Genomic DNA, 20,142 nt, shown 5'->3' on the forward strand with positions numbered 1-20,142 from the left:
TACCAAAGTATACTTTACAAAGGTAAATAATTTTTATAAGATAGTCGTAATAATAGAAATAAAGGATTTGTTATGGCTATTGCAAGAATTACGGATATAAAAGGTTTAGTAACTTTAGACGGAACATCGGAAGAGATTTTAAAAAACAGAGATGAAATCTCGGATCACGGTGGATTACTTACTATTGCAGAGTTTGCAAAAATTATATTTGACGACGGAAGAGAAGTCGAAGTAACAGGACCCGTTAGTTTCAATCTTGACAGCACTTTCTTCAATGAAGGAACATTTGAAGAATCCATAACCCAGATTAGCGATTTAGCAAGTTTAGAATATATAGATACTCAACTAGATGAAACAAAATTAGCCGATATAGCAGTAGATAATATAACAGATCAAAACCTTGCTTCACAAAATGTAGATAGCGAACAATTAAATACACAATTAGATCAAGATACCACTCAGTTGGATACTCAAAATATAATTACTCCAACAATATTAAATGAAGATACAACAATAGAAAATCAAGAATCAACAGCAGATACAGTAGTAGATAATAATACAAATGATGAATCAACAGATAATACTCCTGTTGATACGGAAATAGGAACACCTAGTATCAGCTTTGAAAATCCGGGTGAAGACGGAATCTATAATGCAGAAGAATTAGGAGAAGATGGAACAGTAAGTGCAACAATCTTTGTAACGGGAAGTGAAGTAGGAGATACTTTAACATATACTGTAAATGGAGAACAAACAACAGTAATATTAAGTGCAGATGATATAGCAAACGGAGTAACAATCGAAGTTACACCTGAATCAACGGTAACAGCAACTTTATCGGATGCTGCGGGTAACACTTCGGAAACAGCAAGTGCAACAGCCTCTAGTGCAGATGTAGAAGCGCAAGCAGGAACAGTAAGTGTAGATAATATCACAACAGATGATGTAATAAATGCAAGTGAAGCAGATGAAACAATCACAGTAACAGGAACAGCAACAGGTGGAGATATAAGTGAAGGTGATAGCGTAAGCTTTACAGTAAATGGAACAGAGTATAGAGCAACAGTAGGAGAAGATGGAAGCTGGAGTGCAGATGTAGCAGGAAGTGACCTAGCAGCAGATACAAGCTTCGAAGTAAGTGTAGAATCAAGTGATGAAGCAGGAAATACAGTAACAACAAAAGGAACATCAAGCCATACAGTAGATGTAGAAGCGCAAGCAGGAACAGTAAGTGTAGATAATATCACAACAGATGATGTAATAAATGCAAGTGAAGCAGATGAAACAATCACAGTAACAGGAACAGCAACAGGTGGAGATATAAGTGAAGGTGATAGCGTAAGCTTTACAGTAAATGGAACAGAGTATAGAGCAACAGTAGGAGAAGATGGAAGCTGGAGTGCAGATGTAGCAGGAAGTGACCTAGCAGCAGATACAAGCTTCGAAGTAAGTGTAGAATCAAGTGATGAAGCAGGAAATACAGTAACAACAAAAGGAACATCAAGCCATACAGTAGATGTAGAAGCGCAAGCAGGAACAGTAAGTGTAGATAATATCACAACAGATGATGTAATAAATGCAAGTGAAGCAGATGAAACAATCACAGTAACAGGAACAGCAACAGGTGGAGATATAAGTGAAGGTGATAGCGTAAGCTTTACAGTAAATGGAACAGAGTATAGAGCAACAGTAGGAGAAGATGGAAGCTGGAGTGCAGATGTAGCAGGAAGTGACCTAGCAGCAGATACAAGCTTCGAAGTAAGTGTAGAATCAAGTGATGAAGCAGGAAATACAGTAACAACAAAAGGAACATCAAGCCATACAGTAGATGTAGAAGCGCAAGCAGGAACAGTAAGTGTAGATAATATCACAACAGATGATGTAATAAATGCAAGTGAAGCAGATGAAACAATCACAGTAACAGGAACAGCAACAGGTGGAGATATAAGTGAAGGTGATAGCGTAAGCTTTACAGTAAATGGAACAGAGTATAGAGCAACAGTAGGAGAAGATGGAAGCTGGAGTGCAGATGTAGCAGGAAGTGACCTAGCAGCAGATACAAGCTTCGAAGTAAGTGTAGAATCAAGTGATGAAGCAGGAAATACAGTAACAACAACAGGAACATCAAGCCATACAGTAGATGTAGAAGCGCAAGCAGGAACAGTAAGTGTAGATAATATCACAACAGATGATGTAATAAATGCAAGTGAAGCAGATGAAACAATCACAGTAACAGGAACAGCAACAGGTGGAGATATAAGTGAAGGTGATAGCGTAAGCTTTACAGTAAATGGAACAGAGTATAGAGCAACAGTAGGAGAAGATGGAAGCTGGAGTGCAGATGTAGCAGGAAGTGACCTAGCAGCAGATACAAGCTTCGAAGTAAGTGTAGAATCAAGTGATGAAGCAGGAAATACAGTAACAACAACAGGAACATCAAGCCATACAGTAGATGTAGAAGCGCAAGCAGGAACAGTAAGTGTAGATAATATCACAACAGATGATGTAATAAATGCAAGTGAAGCAGATGAAACAATCACAGTAACAGGAACAGCAACAGGTGGAGATATAAGTGAAGGTGATAGCGTAAGCTTTACAGTAAATGGAACAGAGTATAGAGCAACAGTAGGAGAAGATGGAAGCTGGAGTGCAGATGTAGCAGGAAGTGACCTAGCAGCAGATACAAGCTTCGAAGTAAGTGTAGAATCAAGTGATGAAGCAGGAAATACAGTAACAACAAAAGGAACATCAAGCCATACAGTAGATGTAGAAGCGCAAGCAGGAACAGTAAGTGTAGATAATATCACAACAGATGATGTAATAAATGCAAGTGAAGCAGATGAAACAATCACAGTAACAGGAACAGCAACAGGTGGAGATATAAGTGAAGGTGATAGCGTAAGCTTTACAGTAAATGGAACAGAGTATAGAGCAACAGTAGGAGAAGATGGAAGCTGGAGTGCAGATGTAGCAGGAAGTGACCTAGCAGCAGATACAAGCTTCGAAGTAAGTGTAGAATCAAGTGATGAAGCAGGAAATACAGTAACAACAAAAGGAACATCAAGCCATACAGTAGATGTAGAAGCGCAAGCAGGAACAGTAAGTGTAGATAATATCACAACAGATGATGTAATAAATGCAAGTGAAGCAGATGAAACAATCACAGTAACAGGAACAGCAACAGGTGGAGATATAAGTGAAGGTGATAGCGTAAGCTTTACAGTAAATGGAACAGAGTATAGAGCAACAGTAGGAGAAGATGGAAGCTGGAGTGCAGATGTAGCAGGAAGTGACCTAGCAGCAGATACAAGCTTCGAAGTAAGTGTAGAATCAAGTGATGAAGCAGGAAATACAGTAACAACAACAGGAACATCAAGCCATACAGTAGATGTAGAAGCGCAAGCAGGAACAGTAAGTGTAGATAATATCACAACAGATGATGTAATAAATGCAAGTGAAGCAGATGAAACAATCACAGTAACAGGAACAGCAACAGGTGGAGATATAAGTGAAGGTGATAGCGTAAGCTTTACAGTAAATGGAACAGAGTATAGAGCAACAGTAGGAGAAGATGGAAGCTGGAGTGCAGATGTAGCAGGAAGTGACCTAGCAGCAGATACAAGCTTCGAAGTAAGTGTAGAATCAAGTGATGAAGCAGGAAATACAGTAACAACAACAGGAACATCAAGCCATACAGTAGATGTAGAAGCGCAAGCAGGAACAGTAAGTGTAGATAATATCACAACAGATGATGTAATAAATGCAAGTGAAGCAGATGAAACAATCACAGTAACAGGAACAGCAACAGGTGGAGATATAAGTGAAGGTGATAGCGTAAGCTTTACAGTAAATGGAACAGAGTATAGAGCAACAGTAGGAGAAGATGGAAGCTGGAGTGCAGATGTAGCAGGAAGTGACCTAGCAGCAGATACAAGCTTCGAAGTAAGTGTAGAATCAAGTGATGAAGCAGGAAATACAGTAACAACAAAAGGAACATCAAGCCATACAGTAGATGTAGAAGCGCAAGCAGGAACAGTAAGTGTAGATAATATCACAACAGATGATGTAATAAATGCAAGTGAAGCAGATGAAACAATCACAGTAACAGGAACAGCAACAGGTGGAGATATAAGTGAAGGTGATAGCGTAAGCTTTACAGTAAATGGAACAGAGTATAGAGCAACAGTAGGAGAAGATGGAAGCTGGAGTGCAGATGTAGCAGGAAGTGACCTAGCAGCAGATACAAGCTTCGAAGTAAGTGTAGAATCAAGTGATGAAGCAGGAAATACAGTAACAACAAAAGGAACATCAAGCCATACAGTAGATGTAGAAGCGCAAGCAGGAACAGTAAGTGTAGATAATATCACAACAGATGATGTAATAAATGCAAGTGAAGCAGATGAAACAATCACAGTAACAGGAACAGCAACAGGTGGAGATATAAGTGAAGGTGATAGCGTAAGCTTTACAGTAAATGGAACAGAGTATAGAGCAACAGTAGGAGAAGATGGAAGCTGGAGTGCAGATGTAGCAGGAAGTGACCTAGCAGCAGATACAAGCTTCGAAGTAAGTGTAGAATCAAGTGATGAAGCAGGAAATACAGTAACAACAACAGGAACATCAAGCCATACAGTAGATGTAGAAGCGCAAGCAGGAACAGTAAGTGTAGATAATATCACAACAGATGATGTAATAAATGCAAGTGAAGCAGATGAAACAATCACAGTAACAGGAACAGCAACAGGTGGAGATATAAGTGAAGGTGATAGCGTAAGCTTTACAGTAAATGGAACAGAGTATAGAGCAACAGTAGGAGAAGATGGAAGCTGGAGTGCAGATGTAGCAGGAAGTGACCTAGCAGCAGATACAAGCTTCGAAGTAAGTGTAGAATCAAGTGATGAAGCAGGAAATACAGTAACAACAACAGGAACATCAAGCCATACAGTAGATGTAACTACTAGTGATATTTCAAAATTGGCAATTACTGATATCGTGGATAATGAAGGTGACTATAGCAACGTAACAATGTTTGGAACAGGTGCCGAAGCAGGGAATACTATTAGTTTATATAATGAAAACAATGAAATTGTTGCAACAACTACTGTAAAAGATGATGGAACTTGGGAAGTTGATATTTCATCTTTAGAGGGTACACCTGTTAATGACAATGAATTTTTCAGTGTTACTGAAACAGATTTAGCGGGAAATGAAACAGCACAAACTGATACTACACATTATTGGCATGGAGATTGGTCTGAAGCAAATAGTGAATCTTCAGATGATTTTATAATGACGGGTTCAGGTGATGATACTATTAATACAGATGATATCTTAAGCGGAACAAATGAAAACGGAAAAGTAACAAGTACTAACGATGATACTAATGATTCCCTTGTTATAGATGGCGGTGATGGAAATGATACTGTTACTTTTGGCGGTAATATAGCAGATTATACAATTACTACTGATTCAAAAGGTAATGTTATCGTAACTGAAACTTCTTCAAGTGACAGTGATAGTAACGGTATTGGAGATGTTACAGAACTTAGAAATATTGAAACTATAGAGTTTGAAGACGGTACTTATGATGTTGGAAGCGGTACTTTTGTTGAATTTGATACTCAAGCAGATTCTCTTACTGCTTCTATTGATGTAGGAACAGTTAGTACAATTTTATCTCAAAATGCAGTTGTTGACGAAGATGCAAACAATTCAGACGGAATTTATGAAAAAGATGGAAAATATTATCAAATGCAAGAGACATCTCAAATTGATACGGCAGCTTTGAGAGATCTTGGATATACAATAGATAATGACGGTAAATTTTATAAAATAAATGAAGATGCTCCTAAAGTTCTTGTAGAGCAAGAAATGACAAGAGAAGTGACACATGTAGTAGATGCCGAGCCTATAATGAAAGTGGCAACAGAAACTACAACTTTCGAAACTTTGGGAGAAGAGTTTTCTCATAATGTAGGTGAAATAAGAAGTGGTCATTCAACAACAATAGATCTTGGTGAAACAACAAAAAATATTGAGTTAGATTTCAATAACTTTAATAGTGGAAGCCTTAAAGTAGAGTTCCTGGATGATAAAGGAAAGGTAATTGCGACGCGTACTTCTTGTCCTGCACATGATGGGCAAAGAGGGTATGGATTTGGAGAAGAGTTTAGTGCAGTTAGATTAACTGCAAATAATTCAGATATTGAAGTTCAAACAATAAATGGTAGGGGATTACCTGAAACGGTTACCGTTGAAGCAGGAGGATTAGTTCCTGATTATGAAGCAATGGAAGAAGCAGGTATTAACTGGACGCAAACAGATTATCAAGTTCTTACACAAAGTGAAGATATAAATAATATCGGTAATGTAGGAAATAATAAAGTTAACGGTTTTAATCCTGAAGATCATGAATTAAGCCAAGTATTTGATTTTGGTCCTGATATGGCTAATCGTTTAGTAACAATTACTGTTGATTTGGAAGTAAAAGGTAGCTGGGATAATAATAGTACAAGTACGAATGACTATTTTAGTGTTAGTGCAAATGGAGAAGAGCTTGACGTAAACTTTTATTCAAGTAACGGAAACTCTTACACTTATGATTCAGAAGATGTAAGTTATCTAGGATGGGATCAAAGAGAAGATTTTACTTATGATTATCAAGTCTATCTTGATGAAAACGGACAAGTACAACTTGATTTTATGGTTGCTTCTACTGCATCGGATGAAAATGTAAATGTACATAATATTGATGTTACTTATGAAGGTCAAAGCGGATGGGTAAAAGAAGAGACACAAACAGAAACATATACTGAAAGTGTACTTGTAGATGCTCCTGCCGAAGAAGTTGATCTTTCTGAAATTCCAGGCGGTATACCGTACATTTCCGAAGAAGTTGAAGTTGAACCGAATATGACGACAGAAGATGACGTAACTGCTTACTCTTATCCTGTTGATATAAGTGCTGCTCTTTCTGATATTGATGGAAGTGAAACTTTAAGTGTTCTTATAACAGGAGTACCGGAAGGTGCAACTCTTAGTAAAGGTGTAGATAACGGTGACGGTACTTGGTCTATTGTAGTTCCTGAAGGAGATACTTCTATTAGTGACAGCTTAACTATAACTGTACTTCCTGATACAAAAGATTTTGATCTTGGAATTAAAGCAGTATCAACAGAAAGTAATGGAGGAGATACAAATATTGCAGAAGATAGCGATTTAGTAGATGTTCCTGATTTAATCGAAACTCCTACTTTAGATATGAGTATCGGTGATGTAAATGTAATTGAAAGTTCAAATGACTTAGGTCTTGAAGCAAACGGAACGGAAGATTATGTAAACAACAGTTTATTTGCTAGTAATGAGGCAGATACTTTTGTTTTTAATGATACTTATTCATCACATATATATACAAGAGGAGGAGATGATACTTTAACTCTTTCAGGAAATGCAACTAACGGTTCAATATATCTAGGTAGTGGAGATGACACCTTATATGTTGCAGGTGATGTAAACGGTGAATATATCAATACAGACTCAGCTTTTTCAAGAGGAGATGATACCGTAGTTATTGATGGAAAATTTACAAATGCTTCAATGTCAACAGGCGGCGGAAATGATTTTGTTCAAATTGGTGATTTTGGAAGTTCAAATATAAATCTTGGAAGTGGAAATGATGTATTAAAATTATCAGGAAATCAAAATGATTATAAAATCTATGATAATGGATACGGTAATTATACAATAGAACATAATGGACAATGGACAAGTGTAACAGGTGCCGAAGCAATTGTATTTGAAGATGGAAATTTTATGGGGAATGAAGACTTTGCAAAAGAATATATTAACTCAAATTCAGACCTTACGTACGAATATCAAATTGATTTAGATGCCAATATAACAGATGACAGCATATTATCTAATATTACTTTGGATAATCTTCCTGAAAATGCAATATTAAAAGATAGTAACGGTAATGAAATTTCTGCAAATGAAGATGGAACATACACTATTCAAACAGATACAAATTCAGATGCTTCTATAACAGTTGTCAGCAATAATGAATTATCTTCAGACTCATTAAACAGTATTACGGCAAGTATAACTGCAACAAACGGTGATACTTCTGCTACAGTTACCGTAAATGATGAGGGTGTCGTTTCTAATATTGAAGATTCTCTTCAAAGTGCGACTCTAATAGACGGTGTAGTAGAAGGTGCATATTACGAAACAAGTTCCGGAGTTACAGGATTGACTGATGAAAACGGTAATTTTAATTTTAGAGCCGGAGATGATGTAACATTTAGTGTTGGAGGAGTTGTTTTAGGTGTAGCAACGGCAGAAGATATCGCAAGCGGTCAAACTTTTTTACAAGATATAGCAGATGTCAGCAGAAGTGATTTAAATGATGAACATCTAGAAAATATGGCAGTATTCTTACAATCTATTGATACCTTGGATAGTGGAGATAATATAGTAATTACCCAAGCTATGAGGGACGCTTTGTCTGATACTACTCTTGATCTAAGAACAGCAAGTGAAGAAGAGGTTCATCATCTAATAGAGAACGTGGGTGGAAATTATGTAGAAGAAAGTGATGCAATGAATCATGTTCAACAAATGTTGGAAGAGTATACAGATATGGATTCTACACAATTTGAAGAACATATTGATGATGACTTAAATAATGCAACTTTAGGAAAAGAACCGCAGGCTGGAGTTGAATATCAAACAAGTTCAGGTATAAACGGAGTTACGGATGATACAGGAAGTTTTGATTATTATGACGGGGATTCTATAACTTTTTCACAAAACGGTGAAGTTTTGTCAACAATAGATAGTCAAAATATAGGTGATGATAATTTAATTACCCTAAACGAACTTCAAGAATACGATCAAAATGAAATTGATTTGGATAATCTTGAACTAGACTTTGATAACTTGTCCGATGCCATAGTAACTGATGATATTATAGATAACTCAGATGATTTTAATCATGTAAACATATCAGATATGTTATCAAGCGATGAAGAAGATACAAATAGTTTATCTCAATTATTAGGTGAAACAGAAGATGATAAAGCATCGGCACTTTCATCAAATGATGAAGCTGCATCTACTCCTGATAATACCCAAGATACAAACTTAGTTGATGATTATGATCCGTTTAAAGCTTTAGAAGAGAGTTCACATAATTTAATGGCAGATAAAGATATGAATGATGGATTAGATGATACTCATCACGATAGTTAAAAAAAGGTCTTTTTAAAGACCTTTTTTATATAATTTCAATCCTAAAATTAAAGACCCCGTCGTCTAGTGGCCAAGGACGTTAGGATTTCCTCCTAAACACGCATGTTCGAATCATGCTGGGGTCGCCAATAAAATTATACTTTAAAAATTTCTTTTTTATTAATTACTCTTTTTTTATTATTTCCAGTATCTTTCAAATCATTTGTTAAAATGTTTAATTCTCTGTTTTGTAAGGAAACTATTATATAAAAAATATGGTTATAAATAAATATTGATTTTTTTATTTACATTAATCATATCTAAATATTAAAAAAATATTATATAATTTAGTAATATGTTAATTTATGTATAATTTTTACTTTATATAATCATTTTACAAAAACAAGGAAGGTATTGCTTATAAATTTTTCTAGATTAAATAATCATCTGCAATTTTTTTATAAAAGATCTCTTTTATGAAATATCTTATTTTTATAGTAATATTATCAACACTTCTTATTTCAAAAGAGTTGGAAAAGATTAAATTACAGCTGCAATGGAAACATCAATTTGAGTTTGCCGGGTTTTATATGGCAAAAGAGAAAGGTTTTTATAAAGAGGCAGGCTTAGATGTTGAGTTTGTAGAGTTTAAAGAAGGTATGGATATAACCCAAGAAGTATTGTCAAAAAATGTGGATTACGGTTTATCTTTTTCTTCTATTATTGTTGATTATTTTAATAACAAACCTATAGTTATGATTGCAAATTTTTTTAAACAATCTCCTTTGGTATTAGTAACCCAAGAAAATATTAAAACTTTAAGTGATTTAAAAAATAAAAAAGTTATGGGTTTATTGGATAGTACACATAAAAGAACAATTTTGACAATGCTTGATAAATTTAATATCAACTCTGATGATTTTACAAATATTCCAAGAAAGTTTTCATTAGAGGCTTTTATAAAAAAAGAGGTGGATGCAATTAGTGTCTTTACAACCAATGAAATATATACATTAAATAAATTGGGAATAAAATACAATGTTTTTGATCCAGCTGTTTACGGCACTAAATTTTATGATTTGAATCTCTTTACCACAACAGATGAACTAAAAAACAATCCTTTAAGAGTAGAAAAATTTAAAGAAGCATCAATCAAAGGTTGGGAATACGCCTTAAAAAATAAACAAGAGAGTGTTAACGTGATTTTAAATAAATATAACACTCAAAAAAAATCAAAAGAGACTCTGCTTTTTGAGGCAAGACAAATTGAATATTTGATGCTTACGAATATTTATCCAATAGGAAGTATTGATCTAGAGCAAATGCACATAATAGCAGATAACTTTGCCCAATCACAGTTTATGGGAAAACAATCAAGAGATACAATTAAAAAGTTTATTTATAAAAATCAATCTTCAAATATGAATCTTACCAAAGAGCAGAAAAACTATCTAAAAAATAAAAAAGAGTTATCTATGTGCGTTGATCCTAATTGGATGCCTTTGGAAATGATTAAAGAAAAAAAACATATTGGAATTGCTGCAGATTTTATTGATATAGTTTCAAAAAAATTAGAGATACCAATTAAGTTAATCCCTACTAAGACTTGGACTCAAAGTTTAAACAAAGCAAAAAAGCGTGAATGTGATATTCTATCCTTAGCACAAAGAACACCTTCAAGACAAAAATATTTAAATTTTACTACGCCATATGTAACTACACCTTTAGTAATAGTAACTAAAAGAGGAAAACCTTTTATAACAGATTTAAATACAATTAAAAATAAAAAATTAGCTATTGTTAAAAACTATTCAATATTTGAACTTATGAAAAATAAATATCCTGATATAAATTTTATTGAAGTGAATTCAGTTATAGATGGATTGGAAAAAATACAAAAGGGCAAAATCTATGCTTTGATTGATAATTCTATAGTTATAAACCATGAAATTTATAAAAAGTCTATTGATGATTTAAATATATCAGGGCAATTAAATGAATCATTCTTTTTAAGTATTGCTTCAAGAAATGATGAACCTTTACTAAATGAAGTTCTTGAAAAAGCTTTATATTCAATAGATACAAAAAAGAAAAATGAGATTCTTTATAGCTGGACACATCTAAAATATAATAAGGTTATTGATTACAAATTAGTTTTAGGTATTTTGCTTTTTTTTATGTCTGTAGTATTGCTTTTTATATATTGGAATTTAAAGTTAACAAAAGAGATTAAAAATAGAAAAATAGCCGAAGAGAAGTTAAAACAAAGTGAAGAAAAATTTAGAATACTTTTTGATATTGCACCTATTCTTTTAAATCAGTTTGATAAAGACGGAAAGATAGTTTTTTGGAATAAAGAGTGTGAAAAAGTTTTTGGATATACTTTTGATGATATTAAAGATGAAAAAAATCCATTGGCTCTTTTTTATCCTGATTCAAATATTCAAAAAAGAGTAAAAATCTCTTTTGAAGAGAAAGACGGAATTTATAAAGAGTGGCACCCTGTAACAAAAAATAAAGAAGAAATAGTAACAATGTGGGCTAATGTGGAACTTCCTACTAAAGAGATAATCAATTTTGGCTTTGATATAACAAAACAGCGTCAAGATGAGATTTTATTGAACAACAAAGCAATAGAGTTGAAAAATGCAAAAAAAGAGCTTGAAAAGTTAAATAACTCATTGGAAGATAAAATCAAAAAAGAGATTGAAAAAAATACTAAGTATCAAGTAACCATAATGGAGCAAAATAAGTTGGCTCAAATGGGAGAGATGATTGAGAATATTGCACATCAATGGAGACAACCTTTAGCAGAGATAAATTCATCTGTTTTATTAATAGATGCAATACTTTCAAGAAAAAATTATTTAGATGAAGAGTTAAATGAAAAATTATCAGAGATAGAACAGTTAACGGAATATATGTCAAATACAATCAATGACTTTAAGAATTTTTTTGAACTTAATAAAATAAAAGAGTCTTTTTCTGTATATGATAATTTACAATCAACATTGAAAATTATTAAAGGTAGATTATCTTTTTATAAAATAAGAGTAGAAATTGATATGGATAAAAATATAAAAATAAACTCTTACTCAAATGAATTAAATCAGGTCTTTTTAGTCATCTTTAATAATGCAATTGATGCAATTGCAAAAAATAAGATACCTAATCCTTTGATATCTATAAAAGTAAAAGAGAGTTTGAAAAGAGTAACAATATATATTGAAGATAATGCAAATGGTATAGAAGAGAAGATATTAGATAAAATATTTGAACCCTATTTTACAACTAAATACAAATCACAAGGAACAGGTTTAGGACTGTATATTTCAAAAATGATTATTGAAAAAGGATTAAAAGGAACAATTTTAGCAAAGAATAGAGATTTCGGTGTCTGTTTTATTGTAAAGTTACCAAAGGAAATTGATGAATAGAGATTTATATCCATATAAAATATTATTTATAGAAGATGAAGAGTTATTAAGAAAAAACTATACAGACTATCTAAAAATGAACTTCTCAGAAGTTATTGAAGCAAAAGACGGGCAAGAAGGCTTAGACTTATATAAAAAATATAAACCCGATATTTTAATTGTTGATATAAATATACCTAGAATAGATGGATTAAAGCTTTTAGAGATGATAAGAATAAATGATATAGAAACAAAAGCTATTATCTTAACAGCTCATGTAGATAAAGATTTCTTGCTTAGAGCTGCATCCTTAAAATTAGTTAAATATTTAGAAAAACCCGTAAATAGAAAGAATTTAAAAGATGCTTTACTCTTAGCAATTAATGAAATATCAACTTATAGTATTACTAATAAAAAAATAGTAGAGTTAAAAGAGGAGTTGCTTTGGAACAATGAATTAAAAGAGTTAATTTTCCAAAATAAAAATATCGAATTGACAAATAAAGAAAAATTACTTTTAGAACTATTAACTTCCCATGCAAATAAGGTTTTTTCCTATGATGAAATCTTTTTTCATGTCTGGAACAATTACAATGAAGAGGCAAGTTTCAGTGCCTTGAAAAATCTAATTAGAAGAATAAGAAAAAAACTTCCTGAAAATACAATCTTAAATATATTTAATGAGGGCTATAAAATAAATAGAAAATAAATTATTAAAAATTTATTTAATAATTTAATTTTGATACTTCTTTGATACTTCTTGTTTATACAATTCTTAAAATTAAATTTTGTGTAAGGTAGTAGATATGAAAAAGAAGAGTATTCTTAGTATTTTTACAAGTGGTATTTTACTTGTGGGTATAAATATAAATGCGTTAACACTTGAAGATAGTGTAAAAGAGGCTTTAAATACAAATCCTGTAGTAAAAGAGAGATTAAAAAATTTAAGAGAAGTGCAACAAGATTTAAATATTGCCGACTCTGAATGGTATCCCTCTTTGGATTATCGAGCTAGTGTGGGTATTAATGATGCAGGAGAATATAAAGAAGATGATGTAGATGATATAAATTACAGACATTACACTCACTCTTTAAAACTAACTCAAAATATATTCAACGGTTTTAGTACAACCAATAAAATAGATTATCAAAAAACAAGAATTTTAGCCGCAGCTCATCACTATATAGAAAATGCTAATGATATTGCTTTTCAAATGGTTAGTTCATATTTAGATTCAATTAGAAGTTATAGATTACTACAAAATGCTAAAGATAATGTTGTAATTAATGAAAAAATTTATGAAGATGTAAAATCTTTATATAACAGTGGACTTACAACAAAATCTGAAATGACTAAAATATACTCTTCTTTAGCTTTGGCAAAATCAAATCTTGTAGTACAACAAAACAATATGCTTGACAAAGGGTTTAGATTTAAAAGAATTTTAGGAAGAGATGTAAAAGTTTCTGAATTATCTTTACCTAAAATAAATTTTGCAATGCCGGAGAGTTTGGAAAGAGCAACAATGGTTGCAATAAAAAACAATCCATCAATTCTTGTAAGTAAATATAATGTACAAGGTGCGCAAAGTTTATATAGAGAGAAAAAAAGCAAATATTATCCCAAAGTAGATCTTGAACTTGAACAGCTTTATAATGATGTTAACAAAGATAATAATTTTGACTCTCCCGATGATAGATTCAGAGCTTACGTTGTTTTAAGCTGGAACTTATACAAAGGTGGAGCACACAAAGCAGATATTCAAAAAAGTAGAAGTTCTATAAATAAAGAGATTGAAATTCAAAGAGATTTGAAAAGACAAACAATAGAGAGTTTGGAACTGTCTTGGTCTGCATATGAGATGTTAAGTAAACAACTAAATGAGTTATACAATTACTTTGAATATAGTGAGGATACTTTAAATAGTTATCAAAGTGAGTATGAAATGGGTAGAAGAACTCTATTAGACCTTTTATCTGCACAAAATGATTTAATCAACTCAAAAAATCAAATCATCAATGCCGAAACAGATAAACTTTTTGCACAATACAGAGTTTTAGATGCAATGGGATTACTTGTAAATTCACTTTTAGATGAAAATCAATATGAAAAAATCATTTATCCTACAAAAAAACCTTTTGAAATAAAAGAGGATACTTTACCTGTAAAACTGGATGTTGATAATGATGGAGTTGTGGACTCTTTAGATATTTGTGATAACTCTTTACCAGGGAATAATATAAAACCTACAGGTTGTGTAGAGTTTGAAGCTGACTCGGATTTTGACGGAGTTGCAAATACAAAAGATACTTGTCCTAATACTACTTTCGGTGCCTTAGTTGATGAGGAGGGTTGTGCTATAGAAGGTGAAAAAAACAGATTCGAAATAGACCATGCTGTTTATTTAGACGAAGTTCCTAAATATAATGAAAACAGTCCTAAAAAATCAGAAAAATTAGGTCTTTACGATTATGAGTTTAATATTGCTGCTAATAAAAATGTTGAGTCAACAAAACTTGATAAACATCTAATGTATGATGATTTTGAATTAATTAAAAGATTTGATTTTATTGATATGAATAATTATGATTTAGAAGATGATGAGTTTAATAAGACAATAAAAAATATGGCTGAAACAATAAATTCATATAAAAGAGATGATATTACGGTTACAGTAATCGGACATACTCAAAATATGAAAGATAATAAAGAAAGTTATGATAAAGCATTAGATTATTCTCAAAAAATTGCCGATGCCTTAATTAAAAACGGTGTAAATAAAGAGAGAATTGCTTCTCAATCAAGAGTTGATTTTGACAATCTATTTTTAGAAACAGACCTTCACGATATAAACAATGTCGTGGCAGTTGCTTTATATGTACCTAAAAGATTAGTGTTAGATGATGATAAAGACGGAGTTATTAATGAACAAGACAAATGTCCTAATACTGCTCCTGGATACACTGTAGACAAAGATGGATGTACAAATAAAATCAATCTGGAAGTACTTTTTGAAAAAGACTCTTCAAAAATAAAAGAGGATACAAAAGAGAAGGTACTGGCTTTTGCTAAATTTTTAGTTGATAATAAAGAGTTTAATACGGTAATTACAGGGCATTCAAGTAAAGAGAGTGAAAAAAGTTCGGCTATATATAATAAAAATTTGTCAAAACAAAGAGCTGATGCAATAAGAACTCTTTTAATTGCAAACGGTGTTGAAGCCTCAAGAGTTACATCTCAAGGAAAAGGTTTTGAAGAACCTGTAGCAGATAATAATACTTATGAAGGTCGAGTATTAAATAGAAGAATCGAAGCTGAATTAGTAAATGTAAATAAAAAGTAAAAGAGATACATTGATATACCATTCCCCTAAAAGGGATAATCTTTTAGAGTCATTAGTTCTATATACAAGATTATTCCATAAACCGTTCTCTGCCGAGTCTCTAATGTCAGGTTTGCCCATTGATGCAAACCTGTCGGAGCAATTACTGTTTTCTAAAAACAGTTCAAAATCTTTATTTTCAAGGGCTGCATCAAGAGCAGGCTTAAAAACAATTTTAATCGAAAAACCAATCCAAGATATTTTACAGCTGCAACTTCCTGCCATATTACTACTTTTTAATAATAACAGTTGCGTATTAGAGACTTTTTTAGATGATAAAAAGAGGGCTAAAATAATCTTCCCGGGAGATGAACCTTTAGAGCAGATTGTTGATGTAAAAGAGTTAGAAAAAGAGTATTTAGGTTACGCTTTTATGTTGAAAAAAGCTTTTGAATATGAGGATTCAAATAGTAATAAAACATTAGATTTAAAAAATCACAAACACTGGTTTTGGAACACTTTGGGATTTTCAAAAAAAATTTATTTTGATTGTATTTTAGCTTCTGTGTTAATAAATCTGTTTGTTTTGGCAACCCCTTTGTTTACTATGAATGTTTATGATAGAGTAATTCCAAACAATGCCCAAGAAACCCTTCTTGTTTTTACTATAGGAATTATTTTAGTTTTTCTCTTAGACGGGGCATTAAAGTTTTTAAGGTCATACTTTTTAGAGATGGCGGGTAAAAAAAGCGATATTATTATGTCCTCTATTATTTTTGAAAAAGTAATAGATTTGAAAATGCAAGCTCACCCAAAATCAGTGGGTTCTTTTGCCAATAATTTAAAAAGTTTTGACAGTATAAGATCTTTTTTAACAAATGCAACTCTTAGCGTACTTATAGATTTTCCTTTTTCTATTCTGTTTTTATTAGTGATTTTTTATATAGCGGGAGTTATGGTATTAGTGCCTCTTTTTATAATTGCACTTATTGTCCTTTATGCTTTTATTATAAAAAAACCTCTGCAAAAAAGTATAGAGAGTACTTATGAAGCAAGTGCAAAGAAAAACGGTATTTTAGTTGAATCTCTGCATAATATCGAGACCATAAAATCACAAGGACTCTCTGGAAAAGTTCAATATGACTGGGAAGAGTCAACGGGAGAAATAGCAAATAAAAGTTTAAGATCAAAGCTTATCTCATCTTCAATACCAACAATAACAGGACTCTTAATTGGATTAAATACCGTATTGATTATTGTAATAGGAGTATATCAAATCCAAAATTTTGAACTTACTATGGGAGGATTAATTGCCGCTATGATTCTCTCTTCACGATCAATCGCTCCTATGGGACAAATTGCCGCTTTAATTTCAAACTACGAAGATGCAAAAACTTCTTATAAGATGTTGGATGAAATCGTAAATAAACCTTTAGAAAGACCCCTTGCAAAAGAGTTTGTAAAAAGACCCTCTTTAAAAGGTGATATTGAGTTTAGAAATGTAAGTTTCAAATATCCTGATTCAACGGTTTATGCTTTAGATAATGTAAGTTTTACGATAAAAGAGAATGAAAAGGTTGCATTTATAGGAAAAATAGGTTCAGGGAAAAGTACTATAACAAAGCTTATTCTGAAATTATATGAACCTGAAAGCGGTTCAATATTAATAGACGGTATTGATATTTCCCAAATTGATCCTGCGGATTTAAGAAAAAGCGTAGCTTATGTTCCTCAAGATGTTCATCTTTTCAGAGGAACAATAAAAAATAATATCTTAGGCTCATATAGATTTGTAGATGACGAGTGGTTGTTAAAGTGTTCAAAAACAAGTACAACAGATGATTTTGTGAAACATCACCCTCTGGGTTATGATATGCAAATAGGGGAAAGAGGATTAGGTCTTTCAGGCGGACAGCGTCAAAGTGTTGCTATTGCAAGGGCTTTGATAGGAAATTGCGATACATATCTTTTTGATGAACCTACAAATGCAATGGATCAATCAACAGAGACAAAAGTATTATCTAATTTGAAAGAAGATATCGGAAACAAAACTCTGATTTTAATAACACAAAAGATGAGTATGCTTGAATTAACTTCTCGAATTATAGTTATGAATCGAGGTAAAAAAGTTTTAGACGGTAAAAAGGAAGAGATTCTTGAAAAACTGGGCACGGCAAATGGATAATCTAAAAGAGATAAAAGAGGCTTTTTTTAATAAAAACAGTCCCAAAGTAAATAAAAATTTGAGTAAACATGATTATGAATATATGAAAAGTTTAAGTTCGGCAGTTATTTATAATCGACCAAAGAAACTTCACTGGGTTCTTGTCTCTTTTACTGTAACAATATTCTCTTTTATTATTTGGGCATCTTTTGCACAAATTGATGAAATAGCAAGAGGACACGGTAAAGTTGTACCAAGCGGTCAAAACCAAATAATACAAAATTTAGAAGGTGGAGTTGTTTCGGAAATTTTGGTAAAAGAGGGAGATTTTGTAAAAAAAGATCAAGTTTTATTAAAAATCAGCAATGAAAAGTCTTCTTCTACTTTGATTTCAAACAAGATTAAAATTCTATATTTAAAAGCTCAAATTAAAAGACTTCAAGCTGAATTAGATCAAGAACCTTTTGAATTTACTTTAAGTGATAATCAGACTCTAAATGATTTCTTGAATAATGAAAAAGAGCTTTATCTAAGCAATATAAAACAGTTAGATACAAAGGTACAAATTCTAAAAGAGCAAGATAAACAGAAAAAAAATGAATTAAAAGATACAAGACAGACTATAAAACATCTTAGATTTGCCGTTGAAGCAATAGAAAAAGAGGTTAAAATGACAGAACCGATGGTAAAAAGAGGGATTAGATCTGAAGTTGATTTCTTAAAATTGCAAAGGGAACAAAGTGATGCACGACAAAAACTTCAAAGTGCAATACTTTCTATTGATAAAATAGACTCTGAAATATCAGAAATTGAGAAAAAAATAAAAGAGACCAATGAAACTTATAAATCAGAAACCCAAGAAAAATTAAATGAAAAAACTACTGCTTTAAAAGATTTAGAGGCAAATGCCGTTGCATCAAAAGACCAAGTTTCAAGAGCAATTGTTAAATCTCCGTCAAACGGTATAGTTCAAACACTTCATGTAAATACCATAGGAGGAGCGATAAAACCTGCCCAAGATTTAATTGAGATAGTACCTACTGATTATAGTTTAATAGTTGAAGTGAAGATTTTACCTTCGGATATTGCTTTTATTTATCAAGGGCAAAAAGCGATAGTGAAGTTTTCAGCTTATGATTTTTCTATTTACGGAGGACTTGAAGGTAAAGTTATAAATATCTCACCTGATACTATCACTGAAAAAGATGATAAAACTTACTATTTAGTAAGGATTAAAACAGAAAAAAATTATATTGGGACAAAAGAGAAACAGATGAAAATTATTCCCGGAATGGTGGCTGATGTGGACATAATTACCGGTAAAAAAACAATTCTGGATTATATATTAAAACCTATATTAAAAACAAAGCAATACACCTTTACGGAAAGATAAGATGAAAAGTATATTTTTATATAGTGATGATTTATATTTAATCGGAAGATGGATGAAACTAATAGATTATCCGACAATTATTATTGAAGAACTATCTGATTTACTAGAGATAAAAAAAGGTATATTAATAGTAAATAATGCAATTTGTACAGATATTCCAAGTAATCTTATTGTAGATTTTGTGAATAATCAAAATCAAGTTTTACTCTTAGATAATCTTCCAAATTTTTTAACTGCACAAAAGTGTCTAAGCAACGGAATAAAAGGTTACGGCAATACTTTGATGACAAAATCATATTTAAACTCTGCAATTGAGGCACTAAACAATAATTTTATTTGGTTATTACCTGATATTACGACCCAATTGGTTAAAGATATAGTAGATTCAAATGAGCAAAGCAGTAAAAACAAAGATAACTTACTTTTTAAAGATTTGACACATAAAGAGAAAAAAGTGGCAAGTTTGTTAAAAAAAGGGTACACAAATTTTAAAATATCAGAAGAGTTAAATATCTCGGTAAATACGGTGAAAACCCATATAAAACATATTTATGAAAAACTAAATGTAAAAGATAGATTATCTTTTGCATCTCTATTTAGTCAATAAATCACCCC

The 20,142-nt window shown here is 32.0% G+C and carries 7 protein-coding genes and 1 tRNA gene; all 8 read left to right on the top strand.

The features are described from left to right. Positions 1-72 precede the first annotated feature (72 nt). The 8 genes from AANAER_RS06150 to AANAER_RS06180 all read left to right on the top strand — a co-directional run bounded on the left by AANAER_RS06150 (position 73) and on the right by AANAER_RS06180 (position 20,134). Positions 73-9,252: a beta strand repeat-containing protein gene (locus AANAER_RS06150; protein ID WP_140544064.1), complete on the top strand. Its 9,180-nt coding sequence runs from the start codon at positions 73-75 to the stop codon at positions 9,250-9,252. Positions 9,253-9,304: 52 nt separating this feature from the next. Further along, positions 9,305-9,380 (top strand) — tRNA-Glu (locus AANAER_RS14920). Positions 9,381-9,707: 327 nt separating this feature from the next. Further along, complete coding sequence (locus AANAER_RS06155) at positions 9,708-12,668, top strand: ABC transporter substrate-binding protein (protein ID WP_129082686.1); 2,961 nt, start codon at positions 9,708-9,710, stop codon at positions 12,666-12,668. After that, on the top strand, positions 12,661-13,356 hold the full coding sequence (locus tag AANAER_RS06160; protein WP_129082685.1) for a response regulator transcription factor: 696 nt from the start codon (positions 12,661-12,663) through the stop codon (positions 13,354-13,356). Before AANAER_RS06155 ends, AANAER_RS06160 begins: the two co-directional genes overlap by 8 nt. A 97-nt stretch (positions 13,357-13,453) precedes the next feature. Next, positions 13,454-15,991 (top strand): TolC family outer membrane protein, encoded by a 2,538-nt coding sequence (locus AANAER_RS06165; protein ID WP_129082684.1) that lies wholly within the window; start codon positions 13,454-13,456, stop codon positions 15,989-15,991. Positions 15,992-16,004: 13 nt separating this feature from the next. Beyond that, positions 16,005-18,155, top strand: coding sequence for a type I secretion system permease/ATPase (locus tag AANAER_RS06170; protein ID WP_129082690.1), 2,151 nt, complete (start codon positions 16,005-16,007; stop codon positions 18,153-18,155). Next, entirely contained in the window at positions 18,127-19,527 is a 1,401-nt protein-coding gene (locus AANAER_RS06175; protein WP_228711174.1) for an HlyD family type I secretion periplasmic adaptor subunit, read from the top strand. Before AANAER_RS06170 ends, AANAER_RS06175 begins: the two co-directional genes overlap by 29 nt. A 1-nt stretch (position 19,528) precedes the next feature. Then, a complete protein-coding gene (locus AANAER_RS06180) occupies positions 19,529-20,134 on the top strand; it encodes a response regulator transcription factor (RefSeq protein ID WP_129082683.1) in 606 nt (201 codons plus the stop codon). Positions 20,135-20,142: the final 8 nt, after the last annotated feature.

This window comes from Halarcobacter anaerophilus (assembly GCF_006459125.1).
GTDB lineage: Bacteria > Campylobacterota > Campylobacteria > Campylobacterales > Arcobacteraceae > Halarcobacter > Halarcobacter anaerophilus.